The following is a 17,575-nucleotide window of genomic DNA, read 5'->3' as shown; positions in this document are numbered from 1 at the left end:
ACTCGAATCAGACCCCCTGATCGAGAGGCCGCTATGCCCCTGATGCCGGCCTTCCTGTTGCTGATCCTGCTCGCCTGGAACACAACGGCCGGCGCCCTGACCCTGACCGACGAGGAACAAGCCTGGCTCAGCGCCCACCCGCAGCTGCGCCTGGGCGTCGATGCTTCATGGCCGCCGTTCGAATTCCGCGACCAAGAAGGTCGCTACCAGGGATTGGCCGCCGATTACATCGCCTTGATCCAGGAACGCCTGGGGATCACCCTCAAGCCGATCGAGCCCAGCAGCTGGACCGAAGTCCTCGCGCAGGCACGCAGCAACCGGCTCGACCTGCTGCCCGGCATCATGTCCACCCCGGAACGGCAGGGCTACCTGGCCTTTACCCGCCCTTACCTGGACTTCCCGATCGTCATCCTCGCCCACTCCGGCGGCGCGCAACCGCGCAACCTCAAGGACCTCTACGGCCTGAAGATCGCCGTGGTGGAGAACTACGCCCCCCATGAGCTGCTGCGCACCCACCACCCGGACCTCAACCTGGTGGCCATGCCCAATGTCAGCTCCGCCTTGCAGGCCCTGGCTACCGACGAGGTGGACGCGGTAGTCGGCGACCTCGCTTCGAGTATCTGGAGCCTGCGCCAGCTCAAGCTCGACGGTTTGTATGTAAGCGGAGAAACGCCGTACCGCTACCAGCTGGCCATGGCCGTGCCGCGGGAACAGAAGATGCTCGTCGGTATCCTCGACAAGGTCATGGCCGACATGAGCAGCAGCGAAGTCAGCCACATTCAGCAACGCTGGGTGGGCAACGTCGTAGACCAACGGACTTTCTGGCACGACGTGCTGCTCTACGGCCTCCCGGCCGTGCTGGTGCTGATGGCCATCCTGGCAGTGGTGATTCGCATCAACCGCCGACTGAGCTCGGAGATTTCCCGGCGCATCGCTCTGGAACAGGAACTGCGCAGCAGCGAATACCACTACCGCGGCCTGATCGAGAGCCTGTCAGCGGTGGCCTGGGAAGCCGATGCCAACGACTTCAGCTACAGCTATGTGTCGCCGCACGCCGAGGACCTGCTCGGCTACCCGACGGGAGAGTGGCTCAAGCCGGGCTTCTGGCGCAGCATCCTGCACCCCGAAGATGCCCTGTGGGCGCAGGCCTACTGCGACAGCGAAACAGCCGCCGGGCGCGACCACAGCCTCGACTACCGGGTGATCCGCGCCGACGGCCATACGCTATGGGTGCGCAACATCGTCAGCATGATCGAACACGGCCACAAGTCGCTGATGCGCGGGTTGATGATCGACATCAGCGAAACCAAGCACACCGAAGATGCCCTGCGCCTGTCGGAGCAGAAGTTCGCCTCGGTGTTCCAGCAGTGCCCGGACATCCTGATCATCGCCCGGCACAGCGACGGCTGCCTGCTGGAGGTCAACGAAGCCTTCGAGGAACTGATCGGCCTGAGCCCGGCGCAAGTGATCGGCCGCACCGCCACCGAGCTCGGCCTGTGGGGCGTGGCCGGTACCGGCCCGGCCCTGCTCGAGCGCCTGCATCGCGGCGGCATCCGCAACCTGGAAATGACCTTCCGCCGCAACAACGGCGAGTTGTTCACCGGGCTGACCTCGGCCGAGACCTTCGACCTCGACGGCATGCCGGCGCTGGTGGTGGCGATCCGTGATATCAGCCAGTTGAAGGAAACCCAGCAGCAATTGCAGACCTCCGAGGAGAAGTTCGCCAAGGCCTTCCACGCCTCACCCGATGGCCTGTTGCTGTCACGCCAGAGCGACGGCCTGCTGCTGGAGGTCAACGAAGGCTTCTGCCGCCTCACCGGCTACGACATCAGCCCAACGGTCGACCAGACCTCGCTGGACCTGGGTATCTGGGTCGACCTCAACGAGCGCCAACGTCTGGTCGATCAACTGCAGCGTGACGGTTTCGTGCGCGATTTCAGCTGCCACATCCGCCGCAGCGACGGGCAGATCCGCCTCTGCGAACTGTCCGCCCGGCCATTGCCCATCGGCGGCGTCGACTGCATGCTGACCATCGCCCGCGATATCACCGAACGCCACCTGATGCAGGAGAAGCTGCAACTGGCCGCCACGGTGTTCGAGAACACCGCCGAGGGCGTGCTGATCACCGACACCGACCAACGCATCAGCGCGGTCAACCGCGCGTTCAGCGAAATCACCGGCTACAGCGAGATCGAAGCCCTCGGCCAGACCCCGCGCCTGCTCGCCTCCGGCCAGCATGACAGCGCCTTCTACGTCGCCATGTGGCACCAGTTGACCGCCGAAGGCCACTGGCAGGGCGAGATCTACAACAAGCGTAAGAACGGCGAACTCTACCCCGGCTGGCTGACCATCAGCGCCGTGCGCAACCACGAACGCGAGATCACCCACTTCGTCGCCGTGTTCGCCGATATCTCCAGCCTCAAGCACGCCCAGGCCAAGCTCGACTACCAGGCCCACCACGACCCGCTGACCGGCCTGCCCAATCGCGCCCTGTTCGAAAGCCGCCTGCAGGCCGCGCTCAGTTGCGCCCAGGTATCCAACCGACAAGGCGCGGTGCTGTTCCTCGACCTCGACCGCTTCAAGCACATCAACGACAGCCTCGGCCACCCGGTGGGCGACCTGTTGCTCAAGGGCATCGCCCAACGCCTCAAGGAGCAGGTGCGCGATGTCGACACCGTGGCCCGCCTGGGCGGCGATGAGTTCATCATCCTTTTGCCCGGCCTGCACAAGCCCAGCGACGCCAGTGCCATCGCCAACAAGCTGCTGGCCGGCTTCCACGCACCGTTCCAGGCCGGCGAGCACGAGTTCTTCACCAGTGCCAGCATCGGCATCAGCCTGTACCCACAAGACGGTACCGATGTCGCCAACCTGATCCGCAACGCCGACGCCGCCATGTACCGCTCCAAGGCCAAGGGCCGCAACCGGGTCGAGGCCTACACCCGCGAACTGACCACCCAGGCCAGCGAGCGCATAGCCCTGGAGCACGAACTGCGCCGCGCCATCGAGCGCAATGAGCTGAGTCTGTGCTACCAGCCCAAGTTCAGCCTCAAGACCCAGAGCCTGGTGGGCGCCGAGGCACTGATTCGCTGGACCCACCCAACCTTCGGCGACGTGCCACCTGAGCAGTTCATTCACCTGGCCGAGGAGAACGGCACCATTCTCCAACTTGGCGACTGGGTACTGGAGCAAGCGTGCCGGCAAATGCACGCCTGGAAAACGGCCTACCACGCCTTCGGCCCGCTCTCGATAAACCTCGCCGGCGCCCAGCTGCGCCAGCCCAACCTGGCGCGGCGCATCGAGCAACTGCTGCGCAACTACCAGCTCAAGGCGGGCGACCTGCAACTGGAAATCACCGAAAACTTCATCATGAGCCAGGCCGAAGAGGCGCTGAGCGTACTGCACCAACTCAAGCAACTGGGCGTGCAGCTGGCCATCGACGACTTCGGCACCGGCTACTCCTCGCTCAGCTACCTCAAGCGCCTGCCGCTGGACATCCTCAAGATCGACCAGTCATTCATTCGGGGCCTGCCCGACGACCCCCACGACGCCGCCATAGCCCGCGCGATCATTGCCCTGGGCCGCAGCATGCAATTGACGATCATTGCCGAAGGCGTGGAGAACCAGGCGCAGCAGCGCTTCCTCGCCGCCGAAGGCTGCGAGCAGATCCAGGGCTACATCGTCAGCCTGCCCCTGCCACCGAACGAATTCGCGGCGACCTTTCTTCGCATAGCACAAACGGATCTTTCGGATGGCACGCTATCTAAACCCTCGTTATAATCCAGCGCACTTGCTGAGGGCCTATAGCTCAGTTGGTTAGAGCAGAGGACTCATAATCCTTTGGTCCACGGTTCGAGTCCGTGTGGGCCCACCATCTTCGAAGCCGCGCATTGCGCGGCTTTTGCGTTTTTGTGGGGCCGGCATCGCCTACGCCGCCCGGCCTGACTTTTGCTCGACGACTATTCGCACACAATCTACTCGTCAGCCGGCTCGAAGCGCTCGCCACGAAACACCCGACGTGGATTGCCACGCTCGATGCGGTGATGGAACAACCGCCGCTCCGCGCGCAGTTCGCTGTCGACCTGCTCTGCCTGTTGCGCCAGGCGTTGACCGATGAACAGCAGCGCCAAGCGCTTGTTGGCGTGCTGGCTACGCTCGCTCTGTACCTTGACGCTGACGCCGCTGGCCAGGTGCGTGGCGCGCACTGCCGAGTCGGTGGTGTTGACATGCTGACCACCCGGCCCGGACGAACGCAAGGTCTCGAAGTGGATCTCGCTCGCCAATTCCGGTGCCGGTGGCGCAAACCGTGCGCCCCCAAAGAACCAGTTCTTGCGCGCATGCCCCGGCCGGTACGGACTGCTGCACGTCCATTGCAGCGAGCCCGTCCAGTGATCCGCCAGGCGCTCGGCCTGCTCGCCATCCAGTGCCAGCAACACCGAGCGCAAGGTACCGCGCCGCGGCCCCGGCTCTTCTTCGAGTATCCGTACCGCCACGGCCTGGGCATCCGCTTCGGCCTGCAGCCTGAGCAATGCCTTGGCCACTGCCAGGGCACATTCTTCCGGCCCCTGAGCCGCCGAGAGTTGCAGTAGGATCATCAGCAGCACCCTCCGCGCGTCTTGTAGGTGAGCACCGGTTTCAGTCGTGCCAGCACGCGAACCAACCCCGCTTCACGCAAGGCACCCACCACCGAGTCGATAGCCTTGTAGGCCTCCGGCGCTTCCTCGTAGATCAGCGCCCGGTCGGCGCAGATCACGCGGCTGCCTAGTGCCGTACGACTCAGTTGCTCGACGCTGTAGCGCGAGGCGAGGCGGTCCTTGCACTCGCTGCGCATCCATTTGCGTCCGGCGCCATGGGCCAGGGACAACAGGCTGCGCTGGTCGGCGATCGGCTGTACCAAGTAGCTGTAGTCGCCGCGCGAACCAGGGATCACCACCGCCCCCTGATCCGACGGTGTGGCGCCTTTGCGATGCAGCCAACCATCGAGCCCGTCGACCTGCGCTGGCGACACCAGGTTGTGGTTGATGTCGAGCAGTACATCGCCATCGGCACGCAAGCGGTCGAGCATGCGCCGGGCAATCAACTGACGGTTGGCTTCGGCAAAACGCAGCGCGCCGTCGTGCCGGCCCAGGTAATGAGTGCTGGCCTCGCTGCCCGCCTCCAGTCCGTGATGACCGAACAGGTCGACCTGCTCACGCAAGATCGCCTCGCCCAATCCACGCGAGCCGCTGTGCACCAGCAACAGCAGGTGTTTGCGCTCGATGCCCAAGGCTGCCAGGGCCGCATCGTCGTAGTTTTCATCGAGTTGCTGCAGCTCGGCGAAGTGGTTACCACCACCAATGGTGCCTAGAGAACGCTCGTGCCCCGTGGCAGGCAAACCGAGGCTGGCGACGGCCTCCTGCCACGTCTCGTCGAGCGGCAGGTCGAGGTTGCCAAGGCGTTTCTCCAGCTTGTCCAGATGCAGCTTGGCGGTCGGGATGTCCGTGCGCCACAGCGCCATGCCACAGCCGATGTCATTGCCGACCAGCGCCGGGTACAAACGCCCCACGGAAAAGAATGCCGCGCCGACCGGATAGCCACGCCCCGGATGCAGGTCCGGCATGCCGGCCACCCGATGCATGCCCCCTAGGCGAGCGGTGGTTTCGAGTTGTTGGATCGCTTTTCCTTCGATCCAGGTGTCGTCCGCGGCGACCAATACGGCGCCGTCGGACAAATTGCGAATGCAAGTGCCCATAGTCCAATCCTGATGGGTTGAAACAAAAAAATGTTCGGATTGGCAGGCCAGAGGCCGGGCGTTGCGGTACCGCTAACGAGTAGCGGCGAATGCGATCAAGCCAGGCGCGACCTGCAAAGGGTGATCAACTGTTGCATGATGTACCTCCTTTGCTGTCGGGTGAGAGAAGGCGGGCATCTTAGGTGTGTAATTCCCACCTTGCAACAACCTTGATCACATTTTTACCAGGAGAACAACGTCATGGCCGAAAAACCTGACCGCTCCGCGGTACAAAAAGCAATACACTGGCGGCACAGTGCCCAGCTTCCACTCATTTTCGCCAAATTACGCTAAACACCAGTAACCACGCTACTTCCAGCTAACTATGCCTACGCTAACCTACGCACGGTTTCACTGGGTTTGCAGCGTCTCCAGGCAACTCATAATCCTTTGCTCCACGGTTCAAGTCCGTGTGGGCCCACCACCTTCAAAGCCGCGCACTGCGCGGCTTTTGTGTTTCTGCCTGCGTACATCCCCGCTAATTGTCCTGTTGTCACCTGGCATTTTTGCCAGATGTCCAACGCTGCCTAACTTGTTAAACCTGAAGCACCGCAATATTGCGCTGACGAAAAGTTACAACCTTCAGGCTATTACGTTGTTAATTCGTGCCTGACCTGTGCTCCAGACCGGACGGAAATCAACGCATACTCAATGTGATCGGGAGACTTGGCTTGGACGACTCAATGGGCAAGACATGGATGCGTTTGGCGGCGATAGCGGCGGTAATTTCGAACATGACCGCCTGTGCCGCCCCTGCGCAAGCCCCACGCACGATCATGCCGGGTGCTGCACAGAGCAAAGCGCCCTTGCTGCTTTCAACCGATCCGGGAGCTGAGCGCTTCATCCCGGTGGGCAAACTTCTTACTGGCACTGGAAACTACAACTGCACGGCAACTTTGATCGCGGGGGCGGACACGCCCGCTCCGGATCATCCGGCGCTGATACTGACGGCCGGACATTGCGTCGAAGAATCTGATGACAATACCGTCATTGTTGATCGACCGGGAGAAAAGGCCTGGTCATTTACACCTGCCTTTTTCATTGATACCCAGCCAAAACATGTATCGTTTGGCATTGCCCGAGTGGTGTATGCCACGATGAAAGACGTGGATCTGGCAGTGCTGCAGTTGGATTCGACTTACGGTGACCTGGCATCACACGGCGTATTTCCACTGCGCCTTGCGACAGCGACCACTTCGCCAGAAACGCCCATCGAGTTGACACACATTCCGGTGACTGGCGTGCCGCCGGAGGAGCGTTTCCTGAGGTACTCGCAGTGTCGAGCGGATGCGTACCAGTTTATTTACGAGGCCTATATTCCGTGGCGATGGTCTGAAGCCATGCCCAATGATTGTCAGGGGGTTGCTGGCGGCACCTCTGGCTCACCGGTGTTTGCACAGGATGGCAAGGACGTGATTGCGGTGCTGAACACTACCGCGACACCGGGTTATGTGGGGTGTGGCCCTGGTCGCCCCTGCGAACTGACGGGCGAGGGGCTGCCTGTCCCCCGTGAAGGAAGCAGCTACGCTATCCCCGTGGAACGCCTAGCCCTGGCCCTGAAGGCCGATAGCACGGTGGACCTGAGCCAGCTCGATCCCGGGCATGGGGTGACGTTGACGCGGACAACTTTCAGCTGGTCGACACGAAGTAACGAAGTGATCGATGGCGAACTTGTGCCAGCTCAATTGAATCTGAAGATAGGCATCGACGATGGTTTCGACGTCGTGCGTTACAAGATCGGGTTGGCCAATTCGACCCACTGTGCCGACATCGACGGATACAGTGCGCCAACCCCCATCGAAGAACAGCCGCTGATCGCACAGCAAATGCCCAAGCAAGAAGGGATCTATGCCGCCTGTGTCATTGGCAGAAGTGCGAACGGCACTTGGCAATCGCCAAGCCATGCGACCGTGAGATTGCGACGAATCGACGAGACACCACCAACCATGGTGCCCGGAGTTTCAGAACGTGACCTTGGCGGATACCTCCAGGTGAGGCCTGAATATGTCCCGTGGGAAGTGACCACCCTGCGTGTGAAACATGGTCCGGCCGGTGTTGTAGATTGCGATACGCCAGACGGTTATGCACGCCATCGAAATAATCACTGGTACCCTGTGGAAAACCAATCCGGACCCTGGAGATTCTGTGCATACGGCGCTGACGATGCGGGTAATATAGGCCCCGCTGTGACCCGTGATTTCTAGTCAACGGAATCGCCTTCACGGGTTCAGGCCGATAAGTGCATGATGCCCGGCGCAGCGGCAAAGTGCCTTTAGCACACCCGTTCTATTTCGCCATCACGACCGCGTTTCTAGAATCCCTCCATCGCTTCGGCACCGGGTCGGAGCCCAGTGATCGAGGGAACGTCACATGAACATCCAAGGAACGCTTGGGACCCTGCTCGTTGTACCGATGCTGGCCACGCTCGCAGGTTGCGTGGCACCGGGCTCCTACAACCAGGGCCAGCAGCCCAGCCAGATGGCCGGCGGCAATGCCCCGTGCACGCCCAGCGCAACCGACAACCTGATCTCCACAGGCCGCAGCCTGCTCAGCATCGCCAACTCCGTGCTCGAAACCAAGAACAGCATGAATGGCACTTCAGCCACCTATGACCAACGCATGCAGCTTGCGGAGAACGCGCAGAAGGTCAACAAAGGCAACCAGATGCTCGACAATGTCGAGAGCATGACTGCTGGCCTGAAGTCGCCCTGCGCCACGGCGCAAACCAGCGCATCACGTTGATCAAATCCGACCAGGGCTGCGCAGCAGCCCCGGTCGTAAACGTCTATCGGCGATTCAAGCCGACGCCAGCACCTTGCAGCCACGCCGCGAAATCTCGATCCTCGTGTAACTTGCCTCACCCAGCCCGCTGATCCGGTCAAGACAGGCGGCAGGGTCGTGCAGCGGCAGCTCCAGCAACTGCCGGGTATCGCGCTCCCACCAGCGCGATGCGAGCAGGCGCTCGATCATCGCTTCCGGATATCGATAACGCACGACTTTGGCTGGAAAGCCCGCCACCACGGCATAGGGCGGCACATCCCGAGTCACGAGGGCGCGAGTGGCGACAATCGCGCCCGTGCCCACTTCGACGCCCTCCATGATCATCGCACCTTCGCCGATCCACACGTCATGGCCAATGCGTGCCGGCGTGCTCGGCGGCTCGTATTGCCACTGGGTACCGGTGAACTGGAAAGGGTGGGAACTCAGCCAGTCAGTGGGATGAGCGTATTTTTCCTGGCCGATGACCACCGCGCTGCCGATCGAGCAATAGCGCCCGATCGACTCGACCACCTGCAGCGACCCGCCACTGCGGATATAGGTGTGAGCCCCGATCGAGACATCCAGGGTGGCGGCGCTGACCGCCACATCGCCGATGCGCACCTCGGCCTCGAGCGCCAGCCTGGCGCGCTTGCCGAACTTGGAAATGCCCGTGCTCACCTTGCAACCGTGTTGGCGAATCCATCGCCGCCAGTACCAGTCCTTGAACTTCATGGGTCAATCACTCCTGCCATGGTCCAGGCTGCCGAGCGGCAGCGGCCCGCTATCGTACCGCCTTGCCAACGTAATGCCAGCCCTGGGCGCCTTGCGCGAATCGGTCGCGCTTGCATAGGCTAGCAGCTCGACAAAAGAGACCTACCATGCCGGCCACCTCCTCCATCACCCTCGACGCCATCGATCGCCAGTTGATCTCCCTGTTGCAGATCAACGCCCGCGAAAGCGTCGCCACGCTCGCCCGCCAACTGGGGATCGCCCGTACCACGGTGAACTCGCGCCTCGAACGCCTGGAACGCAACAAAGTGATCACCGGCTATGGCGTGCGCCTGGGGCAACGCCTGATCGGCGGCGGCCTGCAGGCGTACGTGGGGATCAAGGCGCAGCCGCGCTCAGGCAAGGACATCGTGCGCCACCTGAGCGCCATGGGGCAGGTCCAGCAGTTGTGCGCGGTCAGTGGCGAATTCGACTATGTGGCCTGGCTGCTCAGCGACTCACCGGAGCAGCTGGACCAGTTGCTCGACCTGATCGGCAGCCTCGACGGGGTGGAGAAGACCACCACGTCGATCATCCTCAGCAGCAAGGTGGACCGCGGGCAGCCAGGCTGAGGCCCTCAGGCCTCCATCGCGTCGAGCAGCCCCTCCAGCAGCGCCCGTACCGTTTCCGCCGAATGCAGGATCGACCAGATCATCGCCCGCCCCGCCTCGGGGGCATGGTGCTGGGCATAGTCGTCGGCTATTTCCTGGATGGCCCGGGCCAGCATGCTGGCGTGAACCAGGGCGTCGGCGGCATCGACGCCGGGGCGTACGGTAAAGATGGGGGGATGACTGGACTGGCAGGAGCAGAAGGACTGCTCGGTGGTCGGGTTCAGAGTGAGGGGTGGGTCGGGGACGATCTTTTTCATGGTGTTGCCTCCATTACCGGCTCAAGGAGGCCACCACGCAACCTTCTCACGGGAATGGGTGGCAGCCATGGGCGGGGTGAGAACCGGCGAAGTTGGAGGCTACATTCCGGCCAGGCAAAACCTGCCCGCGCACAGCTGCCATGACAGCATGCCTCCAGTTTGATCGCCGGGTTCTCACGCCCGATCACCGAATAGGCGGTGACCGGCTGAAGTTAACCGCGAAGGTTTACCCGCACAGCCAGACCGGAGCGACAGGGCTTGTAGGATAGGTCTCGTTAAATTTCACGTCTGTAGGAAATGGTCTGACAAACAAAAACCTAGCATCCTCCCAATGACATATCCGGCAACTCTCCCCCGCCAGCACTCCCTCGATCCACGTTTAGGCTGATGACATCTGCCCTATTGACGTAGCACAAACCTCACCACAAACTATACGCGAATCACGTACAAAAAATGGATGCCCTATTTATCGAGCTGCCCGCTTTCGAGCGCTTTCGCAGCCAGTATCTGGACGATGAAGATTTCCGGTCTCTGCAACGTGTACTGCTTCTGCATCCCCATGCGGGTGACGTCATCAAGGGAACGGGCGGCCTCAGGAAGGTGCGTTTCGCCGATGCACTACGCCATAAAGGCAAGCGAGGCGGCACCCGGATCATCTATTACTGGTGGCAGGCTGGGCTGCAGTTCTGGCTTTTCACGCTTTACGGAAAGGAAGTCCAGGATGACTGACATCGCAGCAACGCCAGGCCCTGAAGAACCTGCTTGAACGCGAATACCTGATGAGGACGACCAATGCCACGCAACATCTTCACTGAACTCACCGAAGGTTTCGACGCCCTTGCCGATGAGCGCGCCGGCAAACTGACCCTGCGTTCGCACAAGGTAGCCTTCGAGGAACTGGCCCCGCTGGCCCCCAATGAACTGACCGAGCTGCGCCAGCGCCTGAACATGTCCCGGGCGGTGTTTGCCGCGTACCTGCGCACCAACGCCCGCACCCTGGAGAGCTGGGAGCAAGGCCGCTCCAAGCCCAACGCCCAGGCCGTGGCGCTGATTCGGCTGGTGCAGAAGTACCCTGAAACCGTCGAGCACCTGGCGTCATTGAGCTGATTCGTCATTTTTTAATAAACATCAATCATCAAGACGAAATAAATCACATAACGACGTCAGTTTTCACCTTATTAACGAACACCCCACTTCATAAAATGGCCACCAGGCATTCTCTATACTCAGGCTCCGCCCCCTGCGCAGCCCCTGGCAAGGTCATTACATGAACAAGAAAAACCGCCACCCCGCCGACGGCAAGAAACCCATCACCATCTTCGGCCCGGACTTCCCCTTCGCCTTCGACGACTGGCTGGAGCACCCGGCCGGCCTGGGCAGCATTCCCGAGGCGCGCCATGGCGAAGAGGTGGCGATCGTCGGTGGCGGTATTGCCGGGCTGGTGGCGGCCTACGAGCTGATGAAGCTGGGCCTCAAGCCCGTGGTGTACGAAGCTTCCAAGCTGGGTGGCAGGCTGCGTTCGCAGGTGTTCAACGGCACCGACGGCATCGTCGCCGAACTGGGCGGCATGCGCTTCCCGGTATCGTCCACCGCCTTCTACCACTACGTCGACAAGCTGGGCCTGGAGACCAAGCCCTTCCCCAACCCGCTGACGTCGGCATCGGGCAGCACGGTGATCGACCTTGAAGGCCAGACCTACTACGCCGAGAAATCCGCCGACCTGCCTCAGCTGTTCCACGAAGTGGCCGACGCCTGGGCCGACGCCCTGGAGAGCGGCGCGCAGTTCGCCGACATTCAGCAGGCCATTCGCGACCGCGACGTACCGCGCCTGAAAGACCTGTGGAACAAACTGGTGCCGCTGTGGGACGACCGCACTTTCTATGACTTCGTCGCCACCTCGCGCTCGTTCGCCAAGCTGAGCTTCCAGCACCGCGAGGTGTTCGGCCAGGTGGGCTTCGGCACCGGCGGCTGGGACTCGGACTTCCCCAACTCGATGCTGGAAATCTTCCGCGTGGTGATGACCAACTGCGACGACCACCAGCACCTGGTGGTCGGCGGCGTCGAGCAGGTGCCGCAGGGCATCTGGCGCCATGTACCGGAGCGCTGCGCCCACTGGCCGGCGGGCACCAGCCTCAGCACGCTGCATGGCGGCGCGCCGCGCACCGGGGTCAAGCGCATTGCCCGCGCCAGCGATGGGCGCCTGGCGGTCACCGACAACTACGGTGACGTACGCCACTACGCTGCTGTGCTCACCACCTGCCAGAGCTGGCTGCTGACCACCCAGATCGACTGCGAAGAGTCGCTGTTCTCACAGAAGATGTGGATGGCCCTGGACCGCACGCGCTACATGCAGTCGTCGAAGACCTTCGTCATGGTCGATCGCCCGTTCTGGAAGGACAAGGACCCGCAGACCGGCCGCGACCTGATGAGCATGACCCTCACCGACCGCCTGACCCGCGGCACCTACCTGTTCGACAACGGCGACGACAAGCCGGGGGTGATCTGCCTGTCCTACGCCTGGATGAGCGACGCCCTGAAGATGCTGCCGCACCCGACCGAAAAGCGCGTGCAACTGGCACTCGACGCGCTGAAGAAGATCTACCCCAAGACCGATATCGCCGGGCATATCATCGGCGATCCGATCACCATCTCGTGGGAGGCCGACCCGCACTTCCTCGGCGCCTTCAAGGGCGCGCTGCCGGGCCACTACCGCTACAACCAGCGCATGTACGCACACTTCATGCAGGCCGACATGCCCGCCGAGCAGCGCGGCATCTTCATCGCCGGTGACGACGTATCGTGGACCCCGGCCTGGGTCGAAGGCGCGGTGCAGACGTCGCTCAATGCCGTGTGGGGTATCATCAACCACTTCGGTGGCCAGACCCACCCGGACAACCCCGGCCCGGGCGATGTGTTCCACGAGATCGGTCCGATCGCCCTGGCCGACTGAGCGAAGGAGTAGCGCCATGCGCATCGCCCTGTACCAGGGCACGCCAAAGCCATTGGACGTGCCCGGCAACCTCGAGCGCCTGCAGCACCAGGCCCAGCTGGCCGCTGCCCGCGGCGCGCAATTGCTGGTGTGCCCGGAGATGTTCCTCAGCGGCTACAACATCGGCCTGGACCAGGTGGAACGCCTGGCCGAGGCCGAGGACGGCCCCTCGGCGATGAGTGTGGTCGAGATTGCCCAGGCGCACCGGATTGCCATCGTCTATGGCTACCCCGAGAGGGGCGAGGACGGCGCGATCTACAACAGCGTGCAGTTGATCGACGCCCATGGCCGCAGCCTGTGCAACTACCGCAAGACCCACCTGTTCGGTGAGCTCGACCGCTCGATGTTCAGCCCGGGCGCCGATCACTTCCCGGTAGTCGAGCTGGACGGCTGGAAGGTCGGTCTGTTGATCTGCTACGACATCGAGTTCCCGGAGAACGCCCGGCGCCTGGCGCTGAACGGCGCTGAGCTGATCCTGGTGCCGACAGCGAACATGGCGCCCTACGACTTCGTCTGCCAGGTGACCGTGCGCTCGCGGGCGCAGGAGAACCAGTGCTACCTGGTATATGCCAACTACTGCGGCAGCGAGGGCGAGATCCAGTATTGCGGGCAGAGCAGCATCATCGGGCCGGACGGCGATGTGCTGGCGATAGCCGGCCACGAGGAAGGACTGTTGCTGGCAGATCTGCAGCGCGAGCGGATATTGAAAGGGCGGGAAGCGTTTCCCTACTTGGCGGACCTGCGTCGGGATCTGCACTGATTGGGGCCACATTGCGGTCCATCGCCACGACAAGCCGGCTCCCGTAGGGGGCCAGCCAGAACAGACAACCTCAGCATTGCGCGCTAGCATGGCGTCATGTCCGACGCCATCCGCCACCTTACCCTTGCCAACGGCCTGCGCCTGACCCTGCGCCATGCCCCGCGCCTCAAGCGCGCTGCGGCAGCGCTGCGGGTGCATGCCGGCAGCCACGATGCCCCGGCGTGCTGGCCGGGCCTGGCACACTTTCTCGAACACCTATTCTTCCTCGGCACCGCGCGCTTCCCGCTGGACGACGGCCTCATGCGCTATGTCCAGGGCCTGGGTGGCCAGGTCAACGCCAGCACCCGCGAACGCACCACCGACTTCTTCTTCGAAGTGCCGCCCACGGCGCTGGCTGGCGGGCTGGAGCGTCTGTGCCAGATGCTCGCCGAACCGGACTTCGCCATCGAGCGCCAGCGCCGCGAACGCGAGGTGATTCATGCCGAGTTCATCGCCTGGTCGCGCAACCCCGAAGCCCAACGCCAGTTCACCCTGTTGCAATCGGTGTCGGCGCGCCATCCGCTGAGCGCTTTCCATGCCGGCAACCGCTACAGCCTGCCGCTGGAAAGCCCGGCCTTCCAGCAAGGGCTGAGACTGTTCCATCAACGCCACTATCAAGGCAAGCAGCTCACCTTGAGCCTGGTCGGTCCGCAGTCACTGGATGAGCTGGCACAACTGGGCAGACGATACGGCGAGTTGTTCGCCCAGGGTGCGAGCACCGTCCGCAATCCGCCGCCCGCCTTGCTCGAAGCGCCTTTGCGCCAGCCAACTGCATGGGGTGCCCGTCATGACTGGCTGTTCGCCCATGACCGCGCGCCGGAAGGCGCAGAGCAGGCGCTTGAATTGTTACTGGCCCAGCTCACCGACAGCCGGCTTGGCGGTTGGCTGGATGCCTTGCGCAAACGGGGCTGGCTGCAGGACTGCAAGGCGCAACAACTCCACGCCCATGCCGGGCAGCTGCTCTGGCATGTCCAGTTGCAGCTGTCGGACGAGGCCTGCCTGGCCGAGGCCCGGGCGCTGCTGCATGGCTGGCTGGGTTTCCTACGACAGCAGGATCCGGGACAGCTGAACCTGCGCTTCACTCAACTGCAGCAACGCCGGGAACAAGCTGGCAGCGCGCTCGAACTGGCCCAGCGCGACAGCGCCGGCCGGCCATTCAGCGGCCTGTCCGCCCAAGGCCTGACCGCCTTCGATGCACTGTTGGCCGACCTGCCATCCATGGTTGCGGGAGACTGGCAACTGCCCCCCGAGGAAGCACTGCTGGCAGACGCACTGCCCACGATCGGCAGGGCATTGCCAGCCGCGCTCGGTATCGGCCACTGCCTGCCGCCAGCACGCCAGTTCGCGGCCCTGGACCTGCGCTGGCAGGTTCCGTCACCTCTGCGCCAACGCCTGTGGACCGTTCTCGAGCACAGCCTCCGACCGTTGCGCGAGCGTGCCACGCAGGCGGCATTGCAACTGGGCTTCGAGGCCTGCGGTGAGTACTGGCAGTTGCGCCTGGCGGGGCATCCCCTGGCCGTGATCAACGCCACGCAAGAGGCGCTCGCGTTGCTGCGCGCGCCTGCCAGGCAGCATTGGCACGCGCCAGCAGCAGCCGAAGCACCCTTGATACCGATCCGCGCCTTGCTCAAGGCACTGCCGGACACCTTGCTGATGGACGCAATGCAACCACTACCGTCCTGCACGCCGGACCAGGCGCAGCTCGATTCACTCTGGCAGCAGGCTCGGTGGCAGGGGTTGGCGCAAGGATTCGACGCGGCGCAGCAGGGGGCGCTGGGAACCGTGTTGCAAGGCCTCATGGGCCAGCCTGCCGAGCCTTCAGCGCCACGCCCGATCCAGGGACGCCACTGGCGGCAAATCCAGACTCCGGGCAGCGAGCCCGCACTGTTGCTGTTCTGCCCGTTGCCTGCGCATCTGCAGCCCACCGGTCGCCTGCTCGCCCAGCTGTTGCAAGGCCCGGTCTATCAACGCCTGCGCGTCGAGTTGCAGTTGGGTTATGCAGTGTTCAGCGCCTTTCGTCAGATCGAAGGCTACGGTGGACTCCTGTTCGGCGTGCAATCGCCGCACGCCAGCCACGCAGAGATCCTTGGCCACCTGCTGGATCTGCTGCGCCATGGTGCCACGCTGGACGCCGCTGCCCGTGCGCAGTTGGCAGACCAGTTCGACGAAGCGGCGATGAGCAACGCCGATGTCGTGCAATGGGCCTGGCAGGCACATATGGCGACACATAATCCGGACCTTTCGCGCATGCAGCGGTCTATTCTCAACGTCGAACAAGCTCAGTTGGACGAACTTCTGCAGCAACTCATCGACGCCAGGCACGGTTGGCTGTGCATGGCCAATGCCGCCGCCCCAGACGCAAAATGGCGATGACGCATGGGAGGATTGTTACCGTTTGTGCAAGGGCACATTTCGAATAATTAACCTTTCGGTACAATTTTTTCTTGTAAGATAGCGCAATCTCGGTCAATGGAACCTCTCGTGCCTGAGAGAACCCAATAATGAACCGACCACCTCAAACCCATCCGGAAGGAGCAAACCCATGTGGACCAAACCTGCATACACTGACCTGCGTATCGGCTTCGAAGTGACCATGTACTTCGCCAACCGCTAAGCGGCAGTGCGTTACGACGCCTCGGCCCGCCGGGGCGTTGTCGTTTTTCGGATCAGCGTTTACGAGGGCGCGCATGTACATCCAGATTCTCGGTTCCGCCGCCGGTGGCGGCTTCCCCCAGTGGAACTGCAACTGCGTCAACTGCAAGGGCTACCGCGACGGCACCCTGCGCGCCACGGCGCGTACCCAGTCGTCCATCGCCCTGTCCGACGACGGCGAGCACTGGATCCTGTGCAATGCCTCACCGGACATCCGCGCCCAGCTCCAGGCCTTCGCGCCAATGCAGCCGGCCCGTGCCCTGCGTGACACCGGTATCGATGCCATCGTCCTGCTCGACAGCCAGATCGACCACACCACCGGCCTGCTCAGCCTGCGCGAAGGCTGCCCGCACCAGGTGTGGTGCACCGACATGGTCCACCAGGACCTGACCACCGGCTTCCCGCTGTTCAACATGCTCAGCCACTGGAACGGCGGGCTGGTGTGGAACCGCATCGAGCTCGCTGGCAGCTTCGTCATCGACGCCTGCCCGAACCTGCGCTTCACTCCCTTCCCGCTGCGCAGCGCCGCGCCGCCCTATTCGCCGCACCGTTTCGACCCGCACCCCGGCGACAACCTCGGGCTGCTGGTGGAGGACACCCGCACCGGCGGCAAGCTGTTCTACGCGCCGGGCCTGGGCCAGGTCGACGCCAAGCTGCTGGAGATGATGCATGGCGCCGACTGCCTGCTGGTCGACGGCACCCTGTGGGAGGATGATGAGATGCAGCGCCGCGGCGTCGGCACCCGCACCGGCCGCGAGATGGGCCACCTGGCGCAGAATGGCGCAGGCGGCATGCTCGAGGTGCTGGACGGCTTCCCACGTCAGCGCAAGGTGCTTATCCATATCAACAACACCAACCCGATCCTCGACGAAGACTCGCCGGAACGTGCCGAAGTACAGCGCCGCGGCGTGGAAGTCGCCTTCGATGGCATGAGTATCGAGTTGTAAGGAGGCCCTGTGAGCGACGCAACGC

The 17,575-nt window shown here is 63.0% G+C and carries 14 protein-coding genes, 1 tRNA gene and 1 pseudogene; 12 read left to right on the top strand and 4 right to left on the bottom strand.

Annotation, left to right across the window (positions count from 1 at the left end; translation table 11 throughout):
* Positions 1 to 33 precede the first annotated feature (33 nt).
* A complete protein-coding gene (locus ACODS9_RS17900; protein WP_489094409.1) occupies positions 34 to 3,777 on the top strand; it encodes an EAL domain-containing protein in 3,744 nt (1,247 codons plus the stop codon).
* Positions 3,778 to 3,794: 17 nt separating this feature from the next.
* Positions 3,795 to 3,871: transfer RNA gene (locus ACODS9_RS17895), tRNA-Ile, on the top strand.
* A 100-nt stretch (positions 3,872 to 3,971) separates the two neighbouring features.
* On the opposite strand, the gene prfH is transcribed toward ACODS9_RS17895, so the two are convergent.
* Both prfH and ACODS9_RS17885 read right to left on the bottom strand, forming a co-directional pair.
* A complete protein-coding gene (gene prfH, locus ACODS9_RS17890) occupies positions 3,972 to 4,592 on the bottom strand; it encodes a peptide chain release factor H (protein WP_489094408.1) in 621 nt (206 codons plus the stop codon).
* The gene (locus ACODS9_RS17885) at positions 4,592 to 5,728 is read right to left on the bottom strand and encodes an RNA ligase RtcB family protein (protein WP_401107800.1); all 1,137 of its coding nucleotides are present in this window, start codon (positions 5,726 to 5,728) and stop codon (positions 4,592 to 4,594) included. The genes prfH and ACODS9_RS17885 overlap by 1 nt, the downstream gene beginning before the upstream one ends.
* A gap of 722 nt (positions 5,729 to 6,450) precedes the next feature.
* On the opposite strand from ACODS9_RS17885, the gene ACODS9_RS17880 reads away from it, so the two are divergent.
* Together ACODS9_RS17880 and ACODS9_RS17875 are read left to right on the top strand one after the other, a co-directional pair.
* Positions 6,451 to 7,971, top strand: a complete 1,521-nt coding sequence (locus tag ACODS9_RS17880; protein ID WP_489094407.1) for a trypsin-like serine peptidase — start codon at positions 6,451 to 6,453, stop codon at positions 7,969 to 7,971.
* A 166-nt stretch (positions 7,972 to 8,137) separates the two neighbouring features.
* The gene (locus tag ACODS9_RS17875; protein ID WP_094011514.1) at positions 8,138 to 8,509 is read left to right on the top strand and encodes a hypothetical protein; all 372 of its coding nucleotides are present in this window, start codon (positions 8,138 to 8,140) and stop codon (positions 8,507 to 8,509) included.
* 54 nt (positions 8,510 to 8,563) lie between these two features.
* On the opposite strand, the gene ACODS9_RS17870 is transcribed toward ACODS9_RS17875, so the two are convergent.
* Positions 8,564 to 9,259, bottom strand: coding sequence for a CatB-related O-acetyltransferase (locus ACODS9_RS17870; protein ID WP_401107792.1), 696 nt, complete (start codon positions 9,257 to 9,259; stop codon positions 8,564 to 8,566).
* 146 nt (positions 9,260 to 9,405) lie between these two features.
* On the opposite strand from ACODS9_RS17870, the gene ACODS9_RS17865 reads away from it, so the two are divergent.
* Positions 9,406 to 9,867 (top strand): Lrp/AsnC family transcriptional regulator, encoded by a 462-nt coding sequence (locus ACODS9_RS17865; protein ID WP_094011516.1) that lies wholly within the window; start codon positions 9,406 to 9,408, stop codon positions 9,865 to 9,867.
* A gap of 5 nt (positions 9,868 to 9,872) precedes the next feature.
* On the opposite strand, the gene ACODS9_RS17860 is transcribed toward ACODS9_RS17865, so the two are convergent.
* A complete protein-coding gene (locus ACODS9_RS17860; protein WP_263159527.1) occupies positions 9,873 to 10,163 on the bottom strand; it encodes a DUF3077 domain-containing protein in 291 nt (96 codons plus the stop codon).
* A 453-nt stretch (positions 10,164 to 10,616) separates the two neighbouring features.
* Here ACODS9_RS17860 and ACODS9_RS17855 point away from each other — a divergent pair.
* The 7 genes and pseudogenes from ACODS9_RS17855 to pqqB all read left to right on the top strand — a co-directional run bounded on the left by ACODS9_RS17855 (position 10,617) and on the right by pqqB (position 17,550).
* Positions 10,617 to 10,978: pseudogene (locus ACODS9_RS17855) on the top strand (toxin).
* Positions 10,956 to 11,270 carry a helix-turn-helix domain-containing protein gene (locus tag ACODS9_RS17850; RefSeq protein ID WP_023630006.1) on the top strand — a complete coding sequence of 105 codons (315 nt, stop codon included), beginning with the start codon at positions 10,956 to 10,958 and terminating at the stop codon, positions 11,268 to 11,270. The pseudogene ACODS9_RS17855 and the gene ACODS9_RS17850 overlap by 23 nt, the downstream one beginning before the upstream one ends.
* A 160-nt stretch (positions 11,271 to 11,430) precedes the next feature.
* On the top strand, positions 11,431 to 13,113 hold the full coding sequence (locus ACODS9_RS17845) for a flavin monoamine oxidase family protein (protein ID WP_401107786.1): 1,683 nt from the start codon (positions 11,431 to 11,433) through the stop codon (positions 13,111 to 13,113).
* A 16-nt stretch (positions 13,114 to 13,129) separates the two neighbouring features.
* Complete coding sequence (locus ACODS9_RS17840) at positions 13,130 to 13,912, top strand: carbon-nitrogen hydrolase family protein (protein ID WP_489094406.1); 783 nt, start codon at positions 13,130 to 13,132, stop codon at positions 13,910 to 13,912.
* Positions 13,913 to 14,008: 96 nt separating this feature from the next.
* Complete coding sequence (gene pqqF / locus ACODS9_RS17835) at positions 14,009 to 16,324, top strand: pyrroloquinoline quinone biosynthesis protein PqqF (RefSeq protein WP_489094405.1); 2,316 nt, start codon at positions 14,009 to 14,011, stop codon at positions 16,322 to 16,324.
* Between the two features lie 169 nt (positions 16,325 to 16,493).
* Positions 16,494 to 16,565, top strand: a complete 72-nt coding sequence (gene pqqA, locus ACODS9_RS17830) for a pyrroloquinoline quinone precursor peptide PqqA (RefSeq protein WP_003243383.1) — start codon at positions 16,494 to 16,496, stop codon at positions 16,563 to 16,565.
* A 73-nt stretch (positions 16,566 to 16,638) separates the two neighbouring features.
* A complete protein-coding gene (gene pqqB, locus ACODS9_RS17825) occupies positions 16,639 to 17,550 on the top strand; it encodes a pyrroloquinoline quinone biosynthesis protein PqqB (protein ID WP_046857399.1) in 912 nt (303 codons plus the stop codon).
* Positions 17,551 to 17,575 lie beyond the last annotated feature (25 nt).

The organism is Pseudomonas sp. FG36 (genome assembly GCF_057809275.1).
Note: the sequence above shows the minus strand (reverse complement) of the source record. Positions and strands in the feature narration are given on the sequence as shown.